This is a genomic window from Thermovibrio sp., assembly GCA_015488335.1.
Classification (GTDB): Bacteria; Aquificota; Aquificia; order Desulfurobacteriales; family Desulfurobacteriaceae; genus Balnearium.
In genome coordinates, this window is the sequence record WFNZ01000068.1 from 1 (window position 1) to 22,759 (window position 22,759).

General features: G+C 44.7%; 27 protein-coding genes. 3 read left to right on the forward strand and 24 right to left on the reverse strand.

Annotated features, from left to right (window positions below):
- The 4 genes from F8H35_RS08490 to F8H35_RS08505 all read right to left on the reverse strand — a co-directional run.
- The coding region (locus F8H35_RS08490; RefSeq protein WP_472573110.1) for a 2-isopropylmalate synthase at window positions 1-1,497 on the reverse strand (1,497 nt) is incomplete at its 3' end.
- Window positions 1,498-1,609: 112 nt separating this feature from the next.
- A complete protein-coding gene (locus F8H35_RS08495) occupies window positions 1,610-2,302 on the reverse strand; it encodes a rhomboid family intramembrane serine protease (RefSeq protein ID WP_472573111.1) in 693 nt (230 codons plus the stop codon).
- A gap of 9 nt (window positions 2,303-2,311) precedes the next feature.
- A complete protein-coding gene (locus F8H35_RS08500) occupies window positions 2,312-3,169 on the reverse strand; it encodes a dUTP diphosphatase (RefSeq protein ID WP_472573112.1) in 858 nt (285 codons plus the stop codon).
- Window positions 3,162-5,300, reverse strand: coding sequence for a polyribonucleotide nucleotidyltransferase (locus tag F8H35_RS08505; protein WP_472573113.1), 2,139 nt, complete (start codon window positions 5,298-5,300; stop codon window positions 3,162-3,164). The genes F8H35_RS08500 and F8H35_RS08505 overlap by 8 nt, the downstream gene beginning before the upstream one ends.
- A gap of 133 nt (window positions 5,301-5,433) precedes the next feature.
- Between F8H35_RS08505 and F8H35_RS08510 the strand changes: the two genes are divergently transcribed.
- Window positions 5,434-5,757, forward strand: a complete 324-nt coding sequence (locus tag F8H35_RS08510; RefSeq protein WP_472573114.1) for a hypothetical protein — start codon at window positions 5,434-5,436, stop codon at window positions 5,755-5,757.
- Window positions 5,758-5,798: 41 nt separating this feature from the next.
- On the opposite strand, the gene rpsO is transcribed toward F8H35_RS08510, so the two are convergent.
- From rpsO to F8H35_RS08530, 4 genes are all read right to left on the reverse strand, one after another.
- The gene (rpsO, locus tag F8H35_RS08515) at window positions 5,799-6,068 is read right to left on the reverse strand and encodes a 30S ribosomal protein S15 (protein WP_472569280.1); all 270 of its coding nucleotides are present in this window, start codon (window positions 6,066-6,068) and stop codon (window positions 5,799-5,801) included.
- A 531-nt stretch (window positions 6,069-6,599) separates the two neighbouring features.
- Window positions 6,600-6,854 (reverse strand): hypothetical protein, encoded by a 255-nt coding sequence (locus F8H35_RS08520; protein ID WP_472573115.1) that lies wholly within the window; start codon window positions 6,852-6,854, stop codon window positions 6,600-6,602.
- Complete coding sequence (locus F8H35_RS08525; RefSeq protein WP_472573116.1) at window positions 6,829-8,289, reverse strand: GNAT family N-acetyltransferase; 1,461 nt, start codon at window positions 8,287-8,289, stop codon at window positions 6,829-6,831. The genes F8H35_RS08520 and F8H35_RS08525 overlap by 26 nt, the downstream gene beginning before the upstream one ends.
- A gap of 32 nt (window positions 8,290-8,321) precedes the next feature.
- Window positions 8,322-9,275: a tRNA dihydrouridine synthase gene (locus F8H35_RS08530; protein ID WP_472573117.1), complete on the reverse strand. Its 954-nt coding sequence runs from the start codon at window positions 9,273-9,275 to the stop codon at window positions 8,322-8,324.
- Between the two features lie 69 nt (window positions 9,276-9,344).
- Between F8H35_RS08530 and F8H35_RS08535 the strand changes: the two genes are divergently transcribed.
- Window positions 9,345-9,695 carry a hypothetical protein gene (locus F8H35_RS08535; RefSeq protein WP_472573118.1) on the forward strand — a complete coding sequence of 117 codons (351 nt, stop codon included), beginning with the start codon at window positions 9,345-9,347 and terminating at the stop codon, window positions 9,693-9,695.
- 12 nt (window positions 9,696-9,707) lie between these two features.
- The gene (locus tag F8H35_RS08540) at window positions 9,708-10,529 is read left to right on the forward strand and encodes an oxygen-binding di-iron domain-containing protein (protein ID WP_472573119.1); all 822 of its coding nucleotides are present in this window, start codon (window positions 9,708-9,710) and stop codon (window positions 10,527-10,529) included.
- A 4-nt stretch (window positions 10,530-10,533) separates the two neighbouring features.
- On the opposite strand, the gene hmdC is transcribed toward F8H35_RS08540, so the two are convergent.
- The 16 genes from hmdC to F8H35_RS08620 all read right to left on the reverse strand — a co-directional run.
- Window positions 10,534-12,051 carry a 5,10-methenyltetrahydromethanopterin hydrogenase cofactor biosynthesis protein HmdC gene (hmdC, locus tag F8H35_RS08545; protein ID WP_472573120.1) on the reverse strand — a complete coding sequence of 506 codons (1,518 nt, stop codon included), beginning with the start codon at window positions 12,049-12,051 and terminating at the stop codon, window positions 10,534-10,536.
- Window positions 12,023-12,697: a hypothetical protein gene (locus F8H35_RS08550; RefSeq protein WP_472573121.1), complete on the reverse strand. Its 675-nt coding sequence runs from the start codon at window positions 12,695-12,697 to the stop codon at window positions 12,023-12,025. Before F8H35_RS08550 ends, hmdC begins: the two co-directional genes overlap by 29 nt.
- Window positions 12,690-13,205, reverse strand: coding sequence for a FeGP cofactor biosynthesis protein HcgF family protein (locus F8H35_RS08555; RefSeq protein ID WP_472573122.1), 516 nt, complete (start codon window positions 13,203-13,205; stop codon window positions 12,690-12,692). Before F8H35_RS08555 ends, F8H35_RS08550 begins: the two co-directional genes overlap by 8 nt.
- Complete coding sequence (locus F8H35_RS08560; protein ID WP_472573123.1) at window positions 13,168-13,854, reverse strand: Nif3-like dinuclear metal center hexameric protein; 687 nt, start codon at window positions 13,852-13,854, stop codon at window positions 13,168-13,170. The genes F8H35_RS08555 and F8H35_RS08560 overlap by 38 nt, the downstream gene beginning before the upstream one ends.
- Complete coding sequence (locus F8H35_RS08565; RefSeq protein ID WP_472573124.1) at window positions 13,835-15,016, reverse strand: FeGP cofactor biosynthesis guanylyltransferase HcgB family protein; 1,182 nt, start codon at window positions 15,014-15,016, stop codon at window positions 13,835-13,837. The genes F8H35_RS08560 and F8H35_RS08565 overlap by 20 nt, the downstream gene beginning before the upstream one ends.
- Window positions 14,988-15,860 (reverse strand): 5,10-methenyltetrahydromethanopterin hydrogenase cofactor biosynthesis protein HmdB, encoded by an 873-nt coding sequence (gene hmdB, locus F8H35_RS08570; protein WP_472573125.1) that lies wholly within the window; start codon window positions 15,858-15,860, stop codon window positions 14,988-14,990. The genes F8H35_RS08565 and hmdB overlap by 29 nt, the downstream gene beginning before the upstream one ends.
- A gap of 4 nt (window positions 15,861-15,864) precedes the next feature.
- Complete coding sequence (locus F8H35_RS08575; RefSeq protein WP_472573126.1) at window positions 15,865-16,245, reverse strand: roadblock/LC7 domain-containing protein; 381 nt, start codon at window positions 16,243-16,245, stop codon at window positions 15,865-15,867.
- A gap of 19 nt (window positions 16,246-16,264) precedes the next feature.
- Window positions 16,265-17,332: a H(2)-dependent methylenetetrahydromethanopterin dehydrogenase-related protein gene (locus F8H35_RS08580; protein ID WP_472573127.1), complete on the reverse strand. Its 1,068-nt coding sequence runs from the start codon at window positions 17,330-17,332 to the stop codon at window positions 16,265-16,267.
- Between the two features lie 74 nt (window positions 17,333-17,406).
- Entirely contained in the window at window positions 17,407-18,093 is a 687-nt protein-coding gene (locus F8H35_RS08585) for a hypothetical protein (protein ID WP_472573128.1), read from the reverse strand.
- On the reverse strand, window positions 18,090-18,563 hold the full coding sequence (locus F8H35_RS08590) for a hypothetical protein (protein WP_472573129.1): 474 nt from the start codon (window positions 18,561-18,563) through the stop codon (window positions 18,090-18,092). Before F8H35_RS08590 ends, F8H35_RS08585 begins: the two co-directional genes overlap by 4 nt.
- A gap of 9 nt (window positions 18,564-18,572) precedes the next feature.
- Window positions 18,573-19,070, reverse strand: coding sequence for a hypothetical protein (locus F8H35_RS08595; RefSeq protein ID WP_472573130.1), 498 nt, complete (start codon window positions 19,068-19,070; stop codon window positions 18,573-18,575).
- Between the two features lie 8 nt (window positions 19,071-19,078).
- Window positions 19,079-19,927: a radical SAM protein gene (locus F8H35_RS08600; protein ID WP_472573131.1), complete on the reverse strand. Its 849-nt coding sequence runs from the start codon at window positions 19,925-19,927 to the stop codon at window positions 19,079-19,081.
- Window positions 19,928-19,935: 8 nt separating this feature from the next.
- On the reverse strand, window positions 19,936-20,811 hold the full coding sequence (gene truD / locus F8H35_RS08605; protein ID WP_472573132.1) for a tRNA pseudouridine(13) synthase TruD: 876 nt from the start codon (window positions 20,809-20,811) through the stop codon (window positions 19,936-19,938).
- A complete protein-coding gene (locus tag F8H35_RS08610) occupies window positions 20,798-22,012 on the reverse strand; it encodes a bifunctional folylpolyglutamate synthase/dihydrofolate synthase (RefSeq protein WP_472573133.1) in 1,215 nt (404 codons plus the stop codon). Before F8H35_RS08610 ends, truD begins: the two co-directional genes overlap by 14 nt.
- On the reverse strand, window positions 22,009-22,152 hold the full coding sequence (locus F8H35_RS08615; RefSeq protein ID WP_472573134.1) for a hypothetical protein: 144 nt from the start codon (window positions 22,150-22,152) through the stop codon (window positions 22,009-22,011). The genes F8H35_RS08610 and F8H35_RS08615 overlap by 4 nt, the downstream gene beginning before the upstream one ends.
- On the reverse strand, window positions 22,142-22,759 hold a 618-nt coding region (locus F8H35_RS08620; protein ID WP_472573135.1), incomplete at its 5' end, for a hypothetical protein. The genes F8H35_RS08615 and F8H35_RS08620, both read right to left, overlap by 11 nt.

Here is a 22,759-nt window from a genome sequence, read left to right on the forward strand (position 1 = left end):
GAACGCAAGGGCTGAAGCCCTAACTATGTCAGGATCAACTCCTCTACCACTGACTCTAAATCCATCGCCTTCCAACGTAACGTAAACCTCTGCCTGAGCATCTGTTCCAGCGGTTAAAGCTCTTATTTTAAAGTCTCTCAAGTTAACCTCATCTCCCACACCAAGGGCGTTCTTTATAGCTCTGTAGGTTGCATCAACAGGACCGTTTCCAACAGCAAGCCCAAGCCTCTCCCCTTCAGGAGTCTTAATTTTTACAGTTGCGGAAGGGATAATTCCCTCACCGCTAACAGCCTGATTGTAAAGGAGCTCATAGTTTCTCTCTTTCGCTCCTTCAAGCCCCTCAATGAGGAGCTCTATGTCAACGTCGTAGATCTCCTTCTTCCGTGAAGCAAGCTCCTTAAACTTCCTGAAGGCCTCCTCAAACTGCTCCTCTGTAAGCTCAACTCCCATCTCTTCAAGCTTCTTCCTGAAGGCGTGCCTTCCTGAGTGCTTCCCTAAAACAATCTTAGACTCTTTCAGTCCTATATCCTCAGGTTTCATTATCTCGTAAGTCTCACGGCAGGCAAGAACACCGTGCTGGTGAATTCCGGACTCGTGGGCAAAGGCATTATCTCCAACAATTGGCTTTGTTTTAGAGATAAGCACTCCTGTTAACCTGCTGACAAGCTGGGAAGTTCTGTAAATCTGAGTTGTATCTATACCGGTATAAACAGGAAAGTGATCTGAACGAACCTTAACAGCCATCACTATCTCTTCAAGGGCAGCATTTCCGGCCCTCTCTCCAAGGCCGTTTATAGTGCACTCAACCTGCCTTGCCCCTGCCATAACGGCCATAAGTGAATTGGCAGTTGCAAGGCCCAAATCGTTGTGGCAGTGAACGCTGATAATTGTTTTATCAACGTTTTTCACGTTCTCCATAATGTAGCTTATCCTCTCATACCACTCATCGGGAACAGCGTAACCAACGGTATCTGGAATGTTTACAACATCTGCTCCGGCCTCTATAACAGCTTCAACTATCTCACACAGGTATTTAAGATCTGTTCTGCCGGCATCTTCAGCGGAGAACTCAACTTCAGCCTTCTCTCCCATAACTTCCCTTGCAAACTTAACTGCCCAAACGGCCCTCTTTAAGGCCTCATCACGGCTCATTTTCAGCTTATACTGAAGGTGGATGTCTGAAGTTGCTATGAAGGTGTGAATTCTTACCCTGTTCCCCCCTTTAAGTGCTTCCCAGGCAGTTCTTATATCTTCCTCTTTAGCCCTTGCAAGCGAACAGACTGTAGAGTTCTTAACTTCTTTCGCTATACGCTTTATCGCTTCAAAGTCGGCCGGAGAGCTTATAGCAAAACCGGCCTCAATAACGTCAACTCCAAGGCGTTCAAGCTGCTTTGCTATCTGAACTTTCTCATCTATAGTTAAGTTAACTCCCGGCGTCTGCTCACCGTCTCTTAAGGTGGTATCAAAGATGAAGAGTTTCTCCTTATTCCTTTCCAAGGCCAACCTCCAAGTTCCAGTTCAAATCTAAAATTATTAATAGTTGCAAACTTTTGTCAACAGAATAGCCACTTTAACCTATTATAACGCTACAGTCTGAAAACGTAAGGAACTAAGTTAAAAGTTTTCCCTCTCTTCCACCTACGAAAAATAGTCTGGTCAATAAAACCCCAGTAAGGAACCCTCCTATATGGGCGAACCAGGCAACACCGCCCATTGACAGGTGGTTGATGGAGATAAGAGCACTTATAAACTGTATAAGGAACCAGATTCCTATCCAGAGAAGTGCAGGAAGAACAATAACGTCAACAAAGAAGAAGATAAAGATTAACGTTACTATTTGAGCCCGCGGGAAGAGAACCGCATAGGCTCCTAAAACGCCGCTTATAGCCCCCGAAGCCCCAATAAGGGGAATTGTTGAGTTTGGAGAAACAACTGATTGAATGAGAGCTGCAACAATCCCGCAGAATGTATAGAAGAGGAAGTACTTAACTTTTCCCAATCTGTCTTCTACGTTGTCCCCAAAAACCCAGAGGAAGAGCATATTACCGAAGATATGAAGAAGTCCACCGTGGAGATACTGGTAGGAAACCAGATTACCGTAGGGAGTTAAAGGGTCGGGAGGGGGAACATCGGTTCCGCTCATTACCTCATAAGGTATAACGGCAAACATCCTTATGAAAATCTCTCTGTAGCTTGGAGGGAGGAGAGCTTCGTAGGTAAAAATGAGCGTGCAGGCAACTATTATGAGGATGGTTACAACAGGCGTTGAACGGCTGGGGTTGAGGTCTTTTATCGGTATCAAGAATTCCTCCTAACCGGTGCTGCCGAAACCTCCTTCTCCTCTAACTGTTTCCTCTAAGTTTTCAACTTCTTTCGCTTCCAACGGGTAAAAACGGCGGGGTATGAGCTGAACGGCCCTCCAGGGGAGCTCCGGCACTTCCTTTTCCGGGTTAACCTTAACAAGAGGAACTTTTATTGTTCCCCTGTAGGTCATGTCTATTATTCCAACAGAGTTTGCAAGGACAAAACCGCTTTTGTAAATGGAAGACCTTGGAACAAGGTCAAAGTAAAACCCCGGCGGAGGAGCTACCCTTACGCCGGTGTCAAAGAAGTAGACATTTCCGTCAACTTTTAAGAGCTTAATCAGGTAGAGGTCAAAACCACTGTCTGAAATTCTTTTTTTAAACGGTGGGAGAGCTCCCTCTTCTAAAGAGAACCTGAACGCCTTTCTCTCCCACTCTCCGCCGGTTAAGTAGCTCAGGAACTTCTCAAAGTAAAACTCTGAACGCTCTTCCGTCTCCTCGTCGTAGAAGAGGTGGAGGAGGAGGTCGGCGGGAGCTCCCACAACAAAAAAGCCCTCTTCTGTCTCTTTTGGAGAAAATGGTTTCAGAAACTCCCTGAGTTCATCTCTAATGCTTTCCGGAGCAGGAATAAAGAGACTCCTGTTACCCCAAACGCCGTTTGACTCAAAGAGCCCCCTTACAAAATCTATGTTAACTGCTGGTTTAGGCAGAGCAGAATCTAACGTAAGCCTGAAGGTTTTACTGTTTATCCTCTCTAACTTCCCGCCTAAAAACTGATAGAGCTTAAGGGCAACGTCTAAAAACCTCTCCTCAAACTCAACTACGTTGCCCCTGCCGTAAATCCAGCCAAGTGCCCAGCTACTCATTTTCCCCCTCTGGCTGAGAGTAGAAACCACCCTGCTGACGGAGTTTCTCTTCCTCTTCTGGAGTGACATCTATACGGCTGAGCTTAGGCCTTCCAAGCTGGTCAAACTCAACGATTTTTACAGGGATAACGTCTGAAACTTTAATGTTCTCAAAGATGTTCTCCCTTATTTCAGGTGGAAGCTTAGAGATGTGAACAAGCCCTATCTTACCGGGGGCAAGTTCAACAAAGGCTCCGTAGTTCTCAACCCTTGTTACTTTTCCAAGGTAGGTGTTTCCAACCTCAAGGTCTTTTGTAACGTCCTCTATCATCTTGAGGGCTTGAGCAGCAGCCTCCTCACTTGGAGCAGAAACAAGAACTGTTCCGTCTTCCTTGATGGTTATCTTAACTCCGGCTTTATCTATTATGGTCTTAATCGTTTTACCACCGGGGCCAATTAAATCTCTTGTTTTCTCAGGCTCTATGTGGGTTGTAACAATTCTTGGAGCATATGGGGAAACCTCTTCCCTCGGCTTGCTGATTACGGCGTCCATCTTATCAAGGATGTAGAGCCTTCCCTGTCTTGCCTGTTCTAAGGCCTTTGAAAGAACATCTCTGCTGATTCCCTTAACCTTCAAGTCCATCTGTATTGCCGTTACGCCTTTCCTGGTTCCGGCTACTTTAAAGTCCATATCTCCAAGGTGGTCTTCGTCTCCTAAAATGTCTGAAAGGACTACAAACCTGTCTCCCTCCATAATGAGACCCATTGCAATACCGGCAACCTGAGCCTTTATAGGAACACCAGCGTCCATGAGGGAGAGGGAACCACCGCAGACTGTTGCCATAGATGAGGAACCGTTGGATTCAAGGATGTCAGAAACGACTCTTATAACGTAAGGGAACTCCTCTTCAGGAGGAATAACGGGAGCAAGCGCTCTTTCTGCCAGAGCTCCGTGTCCAATCTCCCTCCTTCCGGGGCCTCTCATGGGAGCAATTTCTCCAACGCAGAAGGGCGGGAAGTTGTAGTGAAGCATAAACCTTTTCTGTTCTTCGGGCATTAAGCCCTCAACCAACTGATACTCCTCAGGAGTTCCAAGGGTTGTTGTAACAAGTGCCTGAGTTTGACCCCTTGTAAAGAGGGCAGAACCGTGAGCCCTTGGAAGAACGCCAACCTCTATTGAGATAGACCTTATCTCGTCGGGCTTCCTCCCGTCTATCCTTACGCCCCTCTCAAGAACCATCTTTCTTACAAACTCCTTCTCAGCCTCTGCAAAGGCCTCTTTGGCAAGGTGGTGCTCCTCTTCAGGAATGTTGAGCTCTATGAACATGAGCTCACGGAGCTCCCTCAGCTTCTCGCGCCTTTCATGTTTATCGGGAATTGTGATGATGGGCTCAATCCTCTCAAAGACCCACTTCTTAATTTTCTCTTTGGCCTCTTCACTTAAAGAGGGAGCTATGAACTCATACTTGGGCTTTCCTGCAAGGTTACGGAGCTCCTCCTGAGCCTTAACAATCTTCTTAATCTCTTCATGGGCAAACAAAATTGCGTCAAGGACTTCCTCTTCAGGAACCTCTTTTGCTCCGCCCTCAACCATTACAACGGCATCTTCAGTTCCTGAAACAATAAGGTTTATATCGGCCCTATGCTGTTCTTCGTAGGAGGGGTTGATAACCAGCTTTCCGTCAACCCTTGCAACCCTCACAGCTCCAACGGGCTTTTCAAAGGGAATCCTTGAGATGTGGAGAGCCGCTGAAGCTCCGTTGATTGCAAGGACTGCCGGGTCGTTCTCTTGGTCGGCAGATATCACAAAGGCAATAACCTGAACGTCGTTTTTAAAACCTTTTGGGAAGATAGGTCTGATTGAACGGTCTGTTACCCTTGCCTTTAAAACTTCCTCATCTGTAGGCTTCCCTTCTCTTTTAATAAAACCACCGGGAATTTTACCTGCGGCGTAAGCTCTCTCTCTATACTCAACCAAAAGAGGGAAGAAGTCTATATCTTCCCTGGGTTCATCGCTCATAACGGCAGTAACAAGAACCATAGTATCGCCCTGAGAGACAACAACGGCTCCGTCGGCCTGTTTTGCAACTTTTCCGGTCTGAAACCGCATAGGCCGGCCGCCAACCTCTACAGCAACTTCTGAAATTGACATACTTAACCTCCAACTATTTTGTTTTTCACCCTTCAATTTATTGACGGATAATAGCACACAGCATCACGAGAGACTACGGAGTTTCTTTTAAAATATATTTAAGATTAGAAGCATCTGTTTCAAGGAGGCATTAATGGGGAAGAAAGGCAAGTGTTTCAACGGAGAAAGCTACTACTTTGCCATGAGACAGATGACAAGCAGAGCAGTAAAAGAAGAGAAGCTCCGAATAGCAAAATCCCTTTTAGAGAAAACCAACCTTTCAATAAGCCAGATAGCAGACATCGTAGGAATTAAGAAAGACGAGTTAGAAAAAGCATTCCGCCATTTTAGGAGAGATGAGAGTAAAGTTAAATACCAGATACAGTCTACAACATCAAAAGAAGAACAGCTCTTTAGAGATCTTGATAAGAACCTTTCAACAATGAAAGAGAAGCAGGATAGAATCGGCAGAAATTGAAATTTAAGGAAACTATAAATGGGGGGAGCTCCCCCCCGAACTTACTTCCTGAGACCCAGTTTGAGAACTATGTTCTGATACCTGTTAAAGTCTTTCTCCCTCAGGTACTTAAGGAGCTTCTTCCTTCTACCAACAAGTCTCTGGAGAGCCCTCTTGTTGTAGTTGTCGTGCTTGTGCTCTTTAAAGTGCTCTGTAAGGTTCTTAATCCTCTCTGTTAAAATGGCAATCTGAACTTCAGGTGAGCCTGTGTCCTTCTCGTGGAAACCGTACTTCTTAACGATCTCCTGAACAACGTCTTTGTCTATAGGCATCTCTACCTCCAATTTCGTTTCACCGGTGGCAAAAGGCAATGGGAAATTTAGCAGAAGGTTCTGCCGTTGTAAAGGGGTTAATTCCTAATCCGATTTGATAAAATTAAACTACGCTCTTTGAAAACTGAATAGGGTTTGATAGAAAGGGCTTATTAGGTTATGCTTAATTGCCAATGAATAGCACCTTGATTTACAAAGGCTTGAAGCCTGTATTGAGCTAATCTTTGAAACCCAAAGTATTTTAGTTTTTTATGAAAACTTCAGCCTCTGAGACTGTTGATTTCTAAGGATTTAAATTTTCTGCTGTGTTGAAATGCCCTAAAAAGTGGAAGGGATTGCGACTTGGGAGTGGGAATGAATTTCGCGAGTAGGTCGGTATCCTCTATGTTGAAATGCCCTAAAAAGTGGAAGGGATTGCAACCATTAACTTCTTCAGAACCGTTTTGACGGTTCTGAGTTTTTTGTTGAAATGCCCTAAAAAGTGGAAGGGTTATTTTTGGAGTTTCTTTTAAAAAGGAGAAATTACGAAAGTTAGACTTCTACACCGAGGATTTTGCAGACTTTCTCAAGGAGCTCCGGCCGGTTTAATAGCTGATATTTTTTCCCTTTAAGTTTTAAGTTGTAGAGGAAGTCAACAGCTTCTGTGTCAACAAACCGGCAGTTTTTAAGGTCAACAATCAGTTCTTCATCTTCTTTGAGGAGTTCCTTCAGCTTTAAAACCCTTTCGTAGTTGAAATCGCCGAGGAGCTCCACCTTTAACCTACCCTTTTCTCTTTCCCACCTCACGGAGCTCCCTCCCAACTATCCTTTTAATTCTCTTTGCAAGGTCTGAGTAAACTTTAATCTTTGACATGTCGTAGATTCCCTTAACAGACTGAAACCTTAAATAGTCTTTGGCTTTGTGAAACAGGGGAACAAGGCCTGCAAAGACAAAACCGTGAGGTTTAAGGTCTGGAATCTCCTTTGTCTCCGGCCTAAAGAGTGGAAAATCTAAATAAACAACTTCTATTCCTTTTTCAAAGAGCCTGTTCCTCTTTTTCACTATCCTGTCAATCAGATCTTTCCCGGCCTTCTTAACAACTATTTCTGCCGTTCCGAGAGAGGAGTTCACGTTCAAGGAAAGTTTTGAAACAGAGGGGAGCTCCCCTACCCTTCCCCTGCCGGCTTTTGCCTCAATTCCAGGGCCTCTGTATATATCCTTTAGAATTTTCCTATACCTGACCGGAGCGTAGAAAACCTCTTTCTTTCTCTCTATCAGGTGCAGAAAGTCAATAACTACTGAAATCCTTTGACCGTAGTTGCTCTCAATTCCAACAATCCTTGCAGAAGGGAAGGTTCCAAGGAGCAGTGCCGTTGAGGAGAAACCGAACTTTGCGTTGACCCTCTGGCTTATCGTGTGAACGGTTATGGCCTCTCCGTAAAGGCCTAAAAGTCCTCTCTCTTTTGCCATCTCTATAAGAGAGGCCATCATTCTTTTCATTATCCCCTTTCCTCTATGAGCCGGAGAGACAACTGCCTCTCCCACTTCGCCTATGGAAGAATCGGGCTTCACGATAACTGCAAAGTAGCCTACAGGCTCTCCCTCTTCGGTTCTCACTATTACGCCAAACTTCTCTCCCCTCTCTATGTAAGCTCTAACCCTTTCAGGATAGTAGAGGTCTTCTTTAGGGTAGGTGTAGCGGTAGGTTCTGTAGATGAGTCGGGAGATGTCTTCTGCATCCTCAGGTGAAACGGGCTTAAGAACGTAGTTTTCAGTTGCCGTCGGCTCTTCGGTCAACCGGCTTTCGGGAAGGAGCTCCGTTATGTGTTTTGCCGGATCTCTCTTTACAATTCTGAACTCCTTTCCAGCCCTTCCCTTGTTTAGAAAGAGGAAGTTGTCTGACAGGTGTTTTATAATTTCAATTCCAGCCCCTTCAAACTTTCCCTCTTTCAGTGCCCGTTCTCTGTTGTACGGATGGGCGTCTGGGTCAAAGGGTTCTCCAAGCTCCCTTAAAACAAGTTCAACCTCGGAAGGCCTTATCTCAACAGAGACAACAAAGAAGTGCTCCTCGTTAGGTGGAAATGCAAACCGGACAACGTCTGTTATTACCTCGTCGGCACAGAGAGCAAGTTCATCGGCCTTTTCAGGGGTTAAGCCGGCCTTTAAACCCCAGCTCCGAACAAACTCAACTACCGGCTCTATGGCAGGAACCCTGTTGGGAAGGACTATTTCAGACTTCAAGAAGAACCTCTAAAACTCTATCGGTTATTAAACTATTCCCTATTCTCCGAGTATTCCAGCTTTATTCTGTTGAGGCTTTCAAGGAGTTCCGTGCAGCTCTTACTCCTCATAACGGCGTCGTTGAGCTTAGCCTTTCCTCTTATTCCTTTAAAAATCTGGCTTATCTGAGCTTTTATCGCCTTGCAGGCCTTCTCCTTCGGGAAGAACTCCCACATTAGGGATAGCTCCCTCAAAACAAAGTCAATCCTTTCAGGAACAGATGGGTTGTAGTCTCTTTTTTCTTTGTACTCTTTAAATATCCACGGGTGTGAAACGGCAGCCCGGCCTATCATCACTCCGTCGCAGTCTGTTTCCTCAAACTTCCGGTCTATCTCCCTCCAGTTTCTTATATCTCCGCTTCCTATAACGGGAACATCTCCAGCCAGTTTCTTTAAGTCTTTTACCCTTTCCCAGTCTGCACTTCCGGAAAATCCCTGTTTTGCAGTTCGTGGATGGAGGGCAATGGCCAAAACGCCGGCTTTTAAAAGGTTCTCTGCAATCTCCTCAAGGGTATCTTCGTAAAAGCCCAGCCTTATCTTTGCAGTTACCGGAGTGTTGTAGGGCTTTAGGGCTTTAACGGTTTCCTCAACTATTCTTCCCATCTCTTTTGGAAACTGGAGAAGATACCCGGCAGCCTTTGCTTTTAGAACTTTTTTAACGGAACAGCCGAAGTTTATGTCTATCGCTTCGGGGCTATACTTTTCAACCATTTTAACGGCAGCTTGAGCAATCTCTTCAGGGTTTCTTCCGTAGAGCTGAAGGTGTATAGGCCTTTCTGAATCTGTAAAGTAGGCAAGCTCTATCTCCTCTCCCCTGTGGATTATTCCCGTTGCGTTCATGAGCTCTGAGTAAACCCTATCTGCTCCAAGCTCCCTACATAAACGCCTGAAGGCCGAATGGGTATAGCCGGCCATGGGAGCCAAAATGACTTCCCTTTTTATCTCCATTGTATTAAACTCCTTTAATGAAACTCTTTTCAAAATATGCTAACCCATAACCCTTTCCCGGAGGCTGTCATGCCTGTATCGGTCAGAGCAAAAGAGGAAATTCCTTTTATAGTAGGCTACCTTGCCTGTAAGTTCAACGGAGAGGTGATTGACAAATTTGGTGAAGAAACAGACAAAATAGAGGAAAACATCAAGAACATTGTTAAGGAGTACCTTGAAACATACAGGAATTTGGGGGAGCTCTCTGTTGGTCTTCCTAAAGAGATACTTATGAGCACAACGGAGCTTTTCATACTTGTCCGCCTTTTCTACAACGAGGAGCTGTTTCAGGCGGCAATTCTCAAAAGTGAAGCGAATTTAGGGTTTACAAGGTTTAAACTTCAGGAATACGTCAGGGAACTCTCCATGAAAACCGCTTAAACGGAGAAAAGAATGGGACTTAAGATAGAAGAACTTAAGTCGGGGAACTTTGATCTAAACAGACCTGTAATCCTGTACGAAGATGAAGGACACAGGGTTGCATGGGTGGGGAGCTCCGAAAACTTCATCTTCCGGTGCAACGCCTACCTCGTTTCATCTGGAAATACAAACGTTTTAATTGACCCGGGGGGTATTCAGCACTTTGAACAGGTGAAAGAGAGGGTTTCTCAGCTGATAAACCCAAAAGAGGTCAACTATATAGTCTCACACCACCAGGACCCTGACGTTGCCGGCTCAATTCCCAAATGGCTTGAAGTAAACCCGGAAATAACAATAGTTACAACCCCCAGAACAAAAGTTCTGCTTCCCTACTACGGCTTTGATAGGAACAGCGCTAAGTGGTTAGATGTTAGCCCGTTGGACGATACGATGCTGGAGCTGAAAGATGGAAGCGTTCTCCTCTTCCTCAGCTCTCCGTTCCTCCACTTTCCCGACGCCTTTGTAACCTACGACTCAAGGGCAAAACTGCTATTTTCTGGAGACATCTTTGCAGCAATTCAGCAGAAGTGGGAGCTCATCGTCTCAGACTGGGAGAGGCACAAAACGGAGATGATGTATTTCCACGTCTACTACATGGCCTCAAACAGAGCTCTCAGGTATTTTGTAGAGAAGATAAAGCCTTTCCCCATAAAGGCCATCGTTCCCCAGCACGGCTCTATTATCCCCGAAGAGCACGTTAAAGACGCCCTTGATTTCTTAGAAAACCTCAAGTGCGGCGTTGATCTCCTTTACGAGGAGTCTCCCGTCCAGTCTATACTGAGTGACCTTTTCTAAAGAGTTAAGCGAGGGTGAGAGCTCCCGTCCCTTCAAACTTCCTGTTGAGGGCAGGAATGAACGAGCAAACAACGGGGAGCTCCACCTCCCTTATACAGAGTTCATCGTCCCCACCGCAACCAACGAACTCAGCTGGAAGGTGTTTAGAGAGATAATCAACGGTTATCCTTTCAACTCTTAAGTCCTTATCGCTTACGTAAAACTTCTCAACAAAGGGAGAGAGAGCTCTGGCTATTCCCCACGCAAGGAACCTTCCCCCTATAAGGCCAACAGTTTTTACATTTTTACTGGCAACGGTATCTATCAGTTCTTCAAGTGTAAGTTTCAGGTTAAGTTTCTCAGATAGAGGAGAATTTAGGAGTAAAAACCAGTGGGCGTCTCCTATAAACTGTTTTCCTACTTTTCCAACGGGATAGACGTTTTCCTGTCCCAGAAACTTGCCAGACTTTGCAATAATAATTGCCGTTTCCCTATCGGCAGGAACGGGGAAGTAGGAGTCTTTTACCGTTTCAGCCATAATCTCCCACACTTTTGGAAGGCCGAACTTATTAACAGAGGCCTCTCCCGGCTTGTAGCCCGACATGTAGGCGTGGTGATTTCCTGGAAAACCGCTTATAACACTGTTAAGTCCACACTCAAGACCGAAGACGAGCTCATCCTCATACTGGCCGTTTGTTGCAACAACCTTACCGGGAGCTACAATTCTGAGTAGAACAATCCCCTCTCCAAAAGCTCTTCTCCTGTCTGGAGCGCAGTTGTAAGGACCACCTTCTAAAACTATCTCATCTATACCGTATTTCAGGCAGGCCTCCACTCCTCTAACAAGTTCATCTTCTCCGTCTCCAACGCAGATTATCGCCCCAACGCCCTTTCCCCTTTCCTTGGCAAAGTTCACAACATAGAGGGTCTCGTCAACGTCGGCAGAGTGGGAAGTCTCTTTTTGGAAGGACATAAAACTGACGCTTATTGACTGAACGGCCTTAGGCCAGAGCTCCACCTCATCGGCAAAGGCCATCTCCTTTTCAATTAACCGCCTGTGGATTCTTCCCCGCGGGCAGCCGTTGAAAGGATTACCACTTCTGTAACAGTCGGCAGGACACTTAACTATCTCTTCTGGATATCTCATTGGGCCGAATCGCCCAAAGTGATCTGCATCAATGGGCATGTCTGTAAGCTGGCGGAGCTCCTCAAGTAGCTGGTAGGGGGTTTTCCCCAGCCTCTCTGCAACATCGGCAACAGCGTAAGAGCAGACGTGAACGGGAAAACCTAACCTGTCAAGGATTCTAACTCCGCCCTTTATCTCATCAAGGCTCTGACCGGAGCCGGCAACGTCAACAAGGATTTCGTTGATATCACAGCCGAAGGGAAACTCCTTAAAGAGCTGACCTAAACGGCAAAGCTCTCTGTCGTCAAGCTCTTTGAGGGCAGAAAGGAGCTCCCCCGGACTTTTCCTGCCTTCTTCTATCAGCTCAAACCTTGCATCTGTATTTCCTTCAAGAACGGTTTTTATTAAGTTTTTCATCTCTTCTCCCATAAAGTTTTTTCAGAGAAACTGTAAGCATGACGTCTGCAACCTTATCAAGGATAACCGGAGATATGGGAAGCCCATCCCTTATAAGTTTTCCCGTGCCAACAAATACGATATTTTCAGAACCCGGAAACCCCATCTCCTTCAGAAAGAGTGCAGGCCCAGAAGTAACTTTCTCTATCCCTTCAAAAATCAGTATCTCCTCATCCCCAAAACCGAAAACCCCGTTTGTTGTGATAAAAGGAATCCCTTTTTCAGCCGTGAACTGAGCAACCTTCTTAATCAGAGGTAACGTGTTTCCGCCGGCTATCGTTGAAACAACAACAGAAGCCCTTTCAAGAACCTTTAAATGCTCCTCTGTAAAGTTATAGGGAAAACCCTTTACCTCCCTGTATCCGGGAACCGTGTAGAGCTTTTCAAAGAAAAGTGCTTTGTTTTCCCCCGGCTCTGCCCCCAACTGAATGTGGAAGTAGTCGTTTTCTTCAACTGTTCCGCCGTCAAAGAGGAGAATCTCCAGAAAGCCACCTCTGTGAACCTGAACAGCTCTACTGAGAAATCTTCCACCGAGCCTTCCGGCTCCTAAAAGAACAAGTGTTCCAAAAGGGTTAAGTCTCCTCTCAAGCTCAGAAACCTTATCCATTAACTACCTCTACAAAGTCTGGGGGATCTCTTCCTTCTAAAAAGGTCTTTAAACAATCAACAGCCTTCTCAACTCCTTCCCTCTTCCTTTTCTCAATCAGCTCGTAAGGAGCATCTGGGAAATTTGAGAGGGAGATTTCTGTCTTTATGAGGAACTCTGAATCTTTAAAGAGAACTGCGATTACACCTCTTCCTATTCCAGCACTTGAAGATAGAGCAATATCTACTTTCAGTTTCTCTTTTAAAACTCTACTCAGAGCTCTCACAACGTTGACGTTTCCTTCCTCGTCGTAAATCTTAACTCCGTTAACCTCACAGATGGGAGACGGAAGTGAAACTCCAAGGAGCTCCCTTACAGCAAAAACCCCGGGCAGGAAAAGGGAAGCCACAACGGAAACGGGTAGACGGCCAGGAACGTAAGGAGCCGAAAGCCTGTGAACTTCCACTCCAATAAGGCCGTGGGTAAAACACTCAGCAGAGGCAAAGGTGATTACAGAAGTCTCCACCATCTACAAAACCCACCTCAAAGTAGTCTCTTAGCCGGAGAGCAAATTCTTTAAGACCGGGGAGCTCCGTTCCCCCGTGGCCTGCGTCTATAAACCCTACACCTTTACTTCTCAGGAAACAGGCCGTATGGTGAGTAAGGTCTCCTGAGATGAAAACATCAGCTCCGAATTCCAGTGCAGACTCAAGAAACTGAGGGTAGTTTAGACCGCAACCGCTGAAAACGGCAACCTTCTCTACCCTTCCTGTAAGGTAAAACCTGATGTGTTTAACCTTTAAAGCCTCAGAAATTTTAAAGAGGAGCTTCCTTTCAGAACCTTCAAAACTTCCTATACAGCCGTTCCTCTCTTTCAGAAACTCCACTCTTTTCAGGCCGAGAGCTCTGGCAAGTGAGAAGTGGCAACCCCAGTCTACCCTATCAAGTGCTGAGTGAACGACAAAGGCGGGAAAGTCTGGAATAAACGGGGGTTTATGGTGGGAGATTACGACATCGTAAGGGGAAAAGTCTGAATCCCGGAAAACGTCAAGGGTTAAAGCCACTTTTCTAACGGAAGATGGCCTTTTATCCCCTATCCAGCCGTAGAAATCCCCCTTCAAACTGAACCTTTCGGGAACAATGCTTCTTACGGTAGTTTCAAACTCTCTCCAGCTCAAACTCAATCTCCTGAACTTTCTCGTCTAATAGTTCCTTCAGCTTTTCTTTAATGTGGAAAACTCCTCCTCTTTTCACAGAGACCGTTAAAGCTGGAAACTCCATAACGTCTAAAAAAGCTCTGCCGCTCTTTAACCCAAACAGGAGAGATTCTGCAAAGAAAAGGTTTGGTATAGCGTAAAGAACTCCCTCAAACTCCTCAACTTCTCTGGAGATTTCCCGAACGGTATTTACAGTAAGGGTCATAGTTCCAGAGGTTTTACCTTTTTCCCCTTTAAGTTTCAAAAAGTAGTCAGGCCTCTTTTCCGTTTTAAACTTCCCACTGCCGGAAGGGTCTTCTGAAACAACAACTTTTCCCTTAAAGCCGGCAACGTTCCCGGAAACGGCGGGAGCTCCTCCAAACCCGGTAAGGTCAAGTATCAGGTCAAACTCAACATTTTTATCTGGAACGGGAAAGGGAGAGAGCTCTAAAACAGTTTGCTCAACGTCGTAGAGGTAAACTTCCCTAAAATTCCCTTTCAGGAACTCCCCGATGAAGAAACCGTTTAAGTATCCTCCAACGATTAAGAGCTTCTCTCCCTTAAATCTTTTAAGGGGTTCAGCCTTCCTTTCAGAGATTTTTCTTGCAACGTCAAGAAGGGTATAGGCTGAGTAAACCGTTTTCGTCTTTTCGGTTATCCCTTTGTGAAGCGGCTTTAAACCCAACCTTGAAAGGAGACGAAACGTATCAAGGAAAAGGGCTGTCTCAAGAGAAAAGCCATGAACCACGTGGGGCGGAGAGGTAACGGCAGAAACAATGTCTCCGCAGGAGTTAACAAGAACAGTGAGAGCTCCAGAACCCGGCAAACCCAACCTTCCCCTTGCCAGCAAAAGCTCACAATCTGAAATCTTACTTCCCGCAAGTGCTTTCCCTAGGGCAGGCATCTGGAGAAGGTCAAATGCATCTGTGGGAACATTCAGCTGAACAACTCTATCAATTCCGAAAATTGAAAGGGTATTTTTAAAAATCTTGAACTTCAAAGGGTTATCTGTTATAATTCCCCATTTAGAACTTTTCAGATAACGCCTTAAATACTCAACCTCTTCCGGCCTGTCTCCTTTCCTTTCTCCGGAAAGGGACTGAAGATACGCCTCCTTAAAGGGGAAGTCTCTCTCTTTCCACATTTGTCTCTATTCCAAAGGAGTCAAAAAGGTTTAGGAGCTCCTCCAAAATACCAACCTGAGGTGAGCCCACTCCCTTAACGGTTAAGGGGTAGTTTTCAGGAACTACAGTGGCAACGTTGTTCGCTCCAGACCTAACGGCAGGAATTACCCCCTCTTTCCCAACCGTTGGATAGGGAACAGTTATCCTTTTACAGGAGTCAACAACCTCCCTGACTCTTTCTATCACCCGAAGCTGAAGAGTCAGAGGTGCAGGGGGAACACTCTCCATTGGAGTTCCAGGGTAGGGTCTGAAGCCCATAACAGGAACTTCATCAACCTCAAGGCTTTTAAGGAGTTTAATGTGTTCTTTTCTATCCTTTTCACTTTCACCTATTCCTAAAAGAAGACCGCTTGAGAGCTTAAGTCCGAACTCTTTAACGAGTTCGCAGACTTTTAGCCTTTTCTCAAAGGAGTCGTCGGGCTTCAACCTTTCAAAGAGCTCTCTGTTCACAGTTTCAAGGTTGCAGCATACAGTTTCAACTCCTGCCGATTTGAGGAGCTCCAACTCTTCTTCATTTATATCTCCACCAACGTTTACAAGAACCTCTAAACCTGTTTTCTCCTTTACTATTTGAACGGCCTTTAGAACAGCAGAGAAGTTCCCGTAGCCTGCAGAAATGCTTACACGCTTTATTCCAGCAAACTCCATAGAGAGTGCTGCTTTTAAAATCTCATCTTCTGTTTTAACAAAGCTCTTATAGTAGCCTGCAGGGGAGCTCCCTGCCGCAAAACCACAGTAGGCACACTTCCTCTTTAAACTACACCTGTTACTTACGTGAATCGTTGAAGTTATCTCAACAACCATCTAACTAAGAGCCTAAAACAGAGATGATTCTCTCAATAGCATCTTCAACTTCTATATTCAGAAGACCAACGTTGGCGTCAGACTTGATAACGCAAACCAGGATAGCTCTTCTGCCGGCCCTTCTGGAAAGAATGTTCTCTTTAGAACACCTGATAAGGGCGTCCTGGAACTCTCCCGCTTCTATAACCTTTGAGAGCCTGTCTGAGGTTCCCACAACAGCAGCAGCCATTGCGGCAAGCTTTTCTGCGCTTAAATGCCCCTTCATAATCATAGAAACAACTACCTGGCCGTCTGGGGTTGCTATGAGAGCCCCCAGCATATCTGAACCCATTGCATCTGCAAGGTCTGAAAGTATCTGCTCAAGCATTTCTCTCTTACTCGCCATTTCTTACCTCCAAGAAGAGTTACTGCCTCTCTGAAACTCCAAAGTAAAATTTCTTCCAGGTCTCCCTAAGTATACCCTTCAAAGCTTCATCGCCTATCAGGTCTTCCATATACTCAACAAGCATTGGGGAAGGAGCAGAAAGGTACATAGGCTCAGAAGGTTCAAACTTCTCTGCTTCCTCTAAGAGCTCAGGAGCTATCTCGTCAAGTTTTTCAAGGAGCTCCGAAGCCTTCACGGTCATCGGCTGCCCTTCCCTATCAAGAATCATTGACTTGAGGGAGTCTTTCATTGCATCAACGTTAAGCAGCTTTATCAGACCTCCAAATCCGTACTTGGCCACTAAGCTGGCTATGACTTGAAGGGCTTGGGCAACCTGAAACTCGGTCATTGACCGTTTTGTTTTCAGAACGTCCCTTGCAACCCTGTAGTACTCCAGAGCTCCGGTAAAGGCAATCGCCGTTGTCACTATTCCCATATCCCCAACAGGAGAAACAAGCTCCGCCGGAAGGAGATAAGCCTTCTTTCCAGATTTCTCGGCAAGCTCTTTCAACCTCTCAACCTGCTCGTCTGTAACAATCGGGTTCCTTAAAAGCTCGTTTGTTGCAATAAGGTAGTGCTGGTGCTGAGGCGTTCCCGGAATAGCAGCCGGGTGCATCGTTGAAAAACCCACATCTTCCCTACCCTCTGTAAGGACGGCTCCCTGAAGGTAGGAGTGAAGAACCAAGATAGACATAGTACAGGTTGTACAGATAACTGCCCCCTCTTTCAGGTGGGGAAGGATTGTTTCAGCCACTTTGAAGGTTATACCGCTCCTGAAGGGGGTAAAAAGAATAGCTACTTCCGAACCTTCTGCCGCCTCAATATCGTTTTCCGTAAGTTTTACACCTGCAGACTCCAGTTTCCCCAGTATTTCCTGTGGAACTTTGCTGAGGTGGGGATCGGCAAGGGTTACGTCGTAACCGGCTTTTGCAAACTCCAGAGCCATGGCGGAACCGCCGTAAGGGGGCTCTCCTCCCAACCTCTCCTGAACGTTCAGTTTGTTCAAGTAGTAGTTAAGGCTGCCGAAGCCAAAAACCGCTACGCGCATTATCTACCTCTCAATTAATTAGATTTCAATAAACTTCAACTTTTATTGTAAAACTTAATCATAAAAGTTCAAGATCAGGTAGAGAGAGCTTCGGAGAGCTCCCCATCTATGAAAGGCTGATCCAGTTCGTAATTTGGATACTCATCCACATCAACAGCCACGGCTCCGAATCTACCGTTTGAAATCAGAATAAGGCAGAACACCTTGCTAAAACGGATAAGGAGTTTCTGAACAGCACAGGGTTCTTCGTCCTTAACTTTCTGAACTAAGTTATCTATAAGGTTCAGAGCTTCTTCTGGAGAGCTTAAAGAGGAGAACTCAAGGTTTCCCTTACAGTAAACTAACTTTAAGTTATCCAGACGAAAATACTTTTTACAGACTTCTAAGAACTTTCCCGGGGTCTGTTTTGCCTCTACTTTCTCTTCTAAGTCAAGGCTCCCTTCTAAAGCTACCTCTTCAGGGGTAAACTCAGAGGTTTCCTCTCCCTCTTCAATCAGGGTAAAGAGATCCATCTGATCAACCTTGATGTTTGACTCACCGTTTTCGTAAGGCTGAAACTCTATCCGTTCTATACTTTTCTGGTCATCAAACATGAATCTAAGGGCATCCATTCCGGCAAGCTCCACGCCGTCGTGAACTTTCGCCATAACTATTTCATCCCCTTTTATGAGGAGCTCCCCCTCCCACTCCTTTGCAACAACCTTCAGTTTTCGGCGGGTATGGGTCCCCAAGAGGTTCAGAAGGAGCTCCTGTAGAGTCATCTCACCTCTCTCTCTGAAAGTATTTCATCAACAAGCTTAGAAGTTTTATAGAGCCAAGAGTGGAGTTTTTTCACTGTTCTGTCTATTGAGAAGTGCGGAGAGAGCTCAGTGTCTGCAACGTAGATGAGGAAAAAGCTGAGCTTTTCCGAAAAACCCTTCATAACAAAAACTACTTCCCGGGTATCCATCTGGTAGAAAAGGAGCCTTGGCGGTTCAAACCCGCCAACTTTCAAACCCGGATGGGCCTTATCGTGGAACTTCTGGGCTGTTTGAAAGAGCTTTATGGCATAAGGGAAAATCTTCTCAACTTCATAGTTCTCATTCTTCTTCTTCAGGAAAATCTTAAGGCCGTCGGAAGTGAAGATAGCCGTTGATATCCATGCTGAAGTTTCAATTTCAGAGCTCTTTTTCTCAAGGAGCTCCCTTAAGTTTCTAGCCTTCTCCTCTCTCTTTCCAAAAATCCAGAACATTCCCTCTCCTCAAATCTTAGATGCAACCTCCTCAGCAAGTTTCCTAACAGATTCCTCGTCGGTAGGATCAAGAAGCCTTACCGGAAGGCCTAAAGACTTAAACACAAACAGTTTGTGTTCGTCCATTTTCTGGGGATAGGTAACCACAAGAAGTTTAAGAGCATCCTTATAAGAGTCAAACTGGGAAAATAGATCAACGTAAAACTTTGCTTCCCTTAAATTTGAGAAAGAAGGAATGAGAAACAGAATACCGTTGAACCGACCACCCACAACTTCCCAGATAAAATCAAATCTTCGCTGGCCAGGAACTCCCACAAACATAACCTCTTTACCGGCATACTTTAAAAAGTTAACCTCAACTCCTACAGTGGTTGTTGTTCCGATCTCTTTAAGGGAAACCAAATCCAGTTCTGGCTCTTCCGTTCCTAAAAATTCATGCCGGTTAACGTTCCTGACAAAAGACGTTTTCCCTGCATTGTAAGGTCCACAGACAACCACTTTTTTCATCTCATCCTCTAAATGGCAAGCCTCAAGCCAAGGCTTTTCGCATAATTATAAACGGTATTAAATTCTTTATCCGTTATCCTTCTACAAATCTCCGGATAGTCACAGGCCTTGTAGTAGGGGTAATACTGATCCATAACATTTACGTAGGTATCCTTCTCCAAATTCTCAGCAATCCATCTAAGTATCTCTTTACTGTCTTCAGTCCAGTTTGGCATTACAAGGTGGCGAACAATTAGCCCTTTCTCGGCAATGCCGAACTCGTTGACTTTTAAAAAGCCCACCTGCCTCTGCATCTCAAGAACAGCCTCTTTAACAATCTCCGGGTAGTCTGGGGCTTTCAGGTATTTAGCGGCAAACTCTCTGCTGAAGGTTTTAATGTCGGGCATGTAAATGTCAACAAGTCCTTCAATTTCCCTTAAAACCTCAACGCTTTCATAACCTCCGCAGTTGTAAACGATAGGAACTGTTAAACCCTTTCTCTTTGCAATCTCAACGGCCTCAAATATCTGAGTAGTTTGGTGGGTTGGAGTAACGAGATTTATATTGTGGCAATTTTTCTTTTGAAGGTAGAGCATTATGTCTGCCAGCTCCTCAACGGTTATATACTCTCCTTCCATTAGGTGCGAAATCTGGTAGTTCTGACAGAAGACGCACCCAAGGTTGCAGCCCGTGAAGAAGATTGTTCCAGAACCGCCCCAGCCTACCAAAACCGGTTCTTCGCCAAAGTGAGGCCCAAAAGAGGAAACCATTGGCTTGTCTGTTACTTTGCAGAAACCGACCTCTCCTTCAGAACGCCTGGCTAAGCAATTTCTGGGGCAGAGTTTACAGGGAGAAATGAGCTCTTTCAGTTTCTCCATCTGAAACCTCAGGATAAAACGTGCTTTAAAAACATAGTAGCAAAGCTCCCTTTGGGCAGGAAGAAGAAGAGATAAATGCCAATTTTCTTAACATTCCGTGGAATTACGTAAGTCATTCTGTAGTCTCCCTTTATCCTTAAAAACCGCAGGAGCTCCAGAAGTTCCTCTAAGCTGAAACCCTCTTCCTCCAGAATTTTTCTGTAAAACTCCTCTGAATCAAGGAGTTTTTTCTTGTAGCCTAAAATTGTCCAGAACTTGGGGAGCTCCCCCACATCAACCCTTTCAGGAATTAAGAACCTCTCTTCTCTATCTACCACGTAGTAGCCCGAGAATTTCTCCTTAAGGTAGAACTCCAAACTCCGGTTCCAAAGGTAGGAGAGGTAGGAATCTATCAGGAAGTTTTGAGTCCAGCTGAGCTTTCTCTTGGGTTTTTCAAAAAGTTTAAAAAGAATTTCCCTGCCTCTCTGCCAGTTTCCTGAAATCCTCTGAACGTCGTAGTAATTTATAAAGGCCGGAACCTCTTTAGCTTCAAAACCTGAAACGTTAACTGCAAACTTGTTTCCTTTCAGCTGGCCGATTTTCAGCTTCCTTTTTGTTCTTCCTAAAAACTTCAGAATGAACCAGCTTTTACTGTCAATATTCTCCCTTAAAAATTCTCCCAAGAATCTGTCTGACGAAACTTTTTGGAACGTTAAGGCTGTTTTATCTTTCATTCCCGCATAGGAAAGGTTTAGCTTTCTGGCAATTTCTTTCGTGGTTAAGTTCCTCTTTGCAAGAAGATATAAGTAATGATTCCCAGAAGAGTCTAAAGGAATTTCAGAAACCTCTTTAACTATGAAGTCTTCGGGTTTTTCCCTCCTCCACTTAAACTCAACTTCTTTCAACAAGGCCTCCGATGTAGAAGGACCCTGTAATGATAGAGGGCTTTTTCAGTTCTTTAACTTTTACTCTGTCAATAATCTCTATATTTTTTATTCCTGATTTAACGGCAATTTCCCTCAATTTCCCAACATTTTCAGCCCTCTCATTTTCAATCTGGAGAAGATATAGAGTTCCCCTACTTTTTTTCAAATACTCAGAAACGATTTTCATGTTTTTCTCCTGCTCTTTATCTTTGAGGCCTGAGTAGTAAACATCTCCCGAAATTCCAAGTCTTTCAGCAGTTTCAAAGAGTTTTTTTAAAGCTCCCTCGTTATGGGCAACGTCAAAGATTACAGGTGGGTTTTCCTTTAAAACCTCAAACCTGCCAGGCAGTTTAACTGTAAACTCCGCAGGAATTAAAAAGTGCTCTCCGAAAAACTGCTCTAAAAGGAGCTGAGAAGCCCTAACGGCAACAGATGTATTAACAGCCTGGTGCTCTCCAATCAGAGTCGTTTTCAGCGGAACGGAGCCCATGTAGTAAAAGGATGTTCCAGAAATAGAAACCGAAATTTCGTCTGCCCAGAAATCCCTGCCGTAGAGGTGGAGCTCCCCGTCAAAAACGCTCTTTACCGTTTCAACAACGCTTCTTTCCACATCTCCCATAACGCCAAGAGGGACTCCTCTGAAAACCTCTACCTTCTCTTTGGCTATTTCGGTAAGGGAGCTCCCTAAGTAGTTTGTATGGTCTAAAGAAACGCTCGTCAAAACGGCCAGCTGGTGGTCTAAAACATTTGTAGCGTCAAGCCTCCCACCAAGCCCAACCTCAAAAACCGCAGCGTCAACCCTTTCCCTCTTAAAAATCTCAAGGGCTAAAACAAGAGAAGATTCAAAGTAAGTAAGCTCAAACCTTTCAATTAGAAGAAGAACAGAATAAAAAGCTTCATCAAGTTCCTTAGTTTCAACCTCTTTCAGGTTAATCTTAATCCTCTCGTTAAACCTGAAGAGGTGTGGAGATGTAAACAGTCCAACCTTCAGGCCGTCTTTAATCAGAGCCTCAGAGATTAGATGGGAAACAGAACCTTTACCGTTTGTTCCTGCAACAATTATAGATGGATAATCTTTTCCTCCAAACTTCTCAACAGCCCTTTTAATCCTCTCCAGCCCCGGCTTCCAGATAAACTCCTTATTCTCAAAATACCTCTCAAAAGCCGTTTTCCTACTCAATCTTTTATAGGCCTCACGTCGTAAGACTTAACCTTGTAGTTCTGAGTTGAAACATACTGAAACTCTCTGTCGTAGTAAAGTGTCATGAGGGCTCCAGCAATTGATGTGGGTTTCTGGCCTCCAGTTACGTCAATAATCACATCTTTTTCCTTTATTCTCTGTTTTTTCTAAAGTTTTATAAATAGAATTAATCTCTTTGAAAATTTTTCCCACATCCTCAAAACTTTCCAGTGTTCTATCTTCTATCTCTAATTTTTTGTCAAAAAGGATGTTCATAAGTTCTTTAAATAGAGGAAACTGCGGTGAGGAGCTTTTAGAAGATATAACAATAAGCTTTTCAAGTCTCGGTAGATGGCACTTAACAGCCTCATATGGTATTCTCCAGCTTTTAAAAATGTTAAAGTCAAAGTTTTCCGGTAGTTTCTTGCTACTCCTCAAATCTTTAACTATATTTTCAATATTATTTAAGTCATTTTCATTCAACTTACTACGGAAAACAATCAAAACTCTCTTTCTATCAGGTGGAGCTTCAAAAACATCAAACTCTACTTCAGACGTATGGCGAACGGCAAACAAGAAAAGTCCAATTAGAATAAGAGAAGAGATGCCTAACATCAAAAAACTTCCTGCTTTTCCGTAAGGCAGAAAAGTTGATAATCCATCCGGTATCCAAGAAAGGGCAATAGAGATTAGGACTAAAACAACAAAAACGGCAAAAGCAGTCCCTTTATCGCTGAAAAACATTCC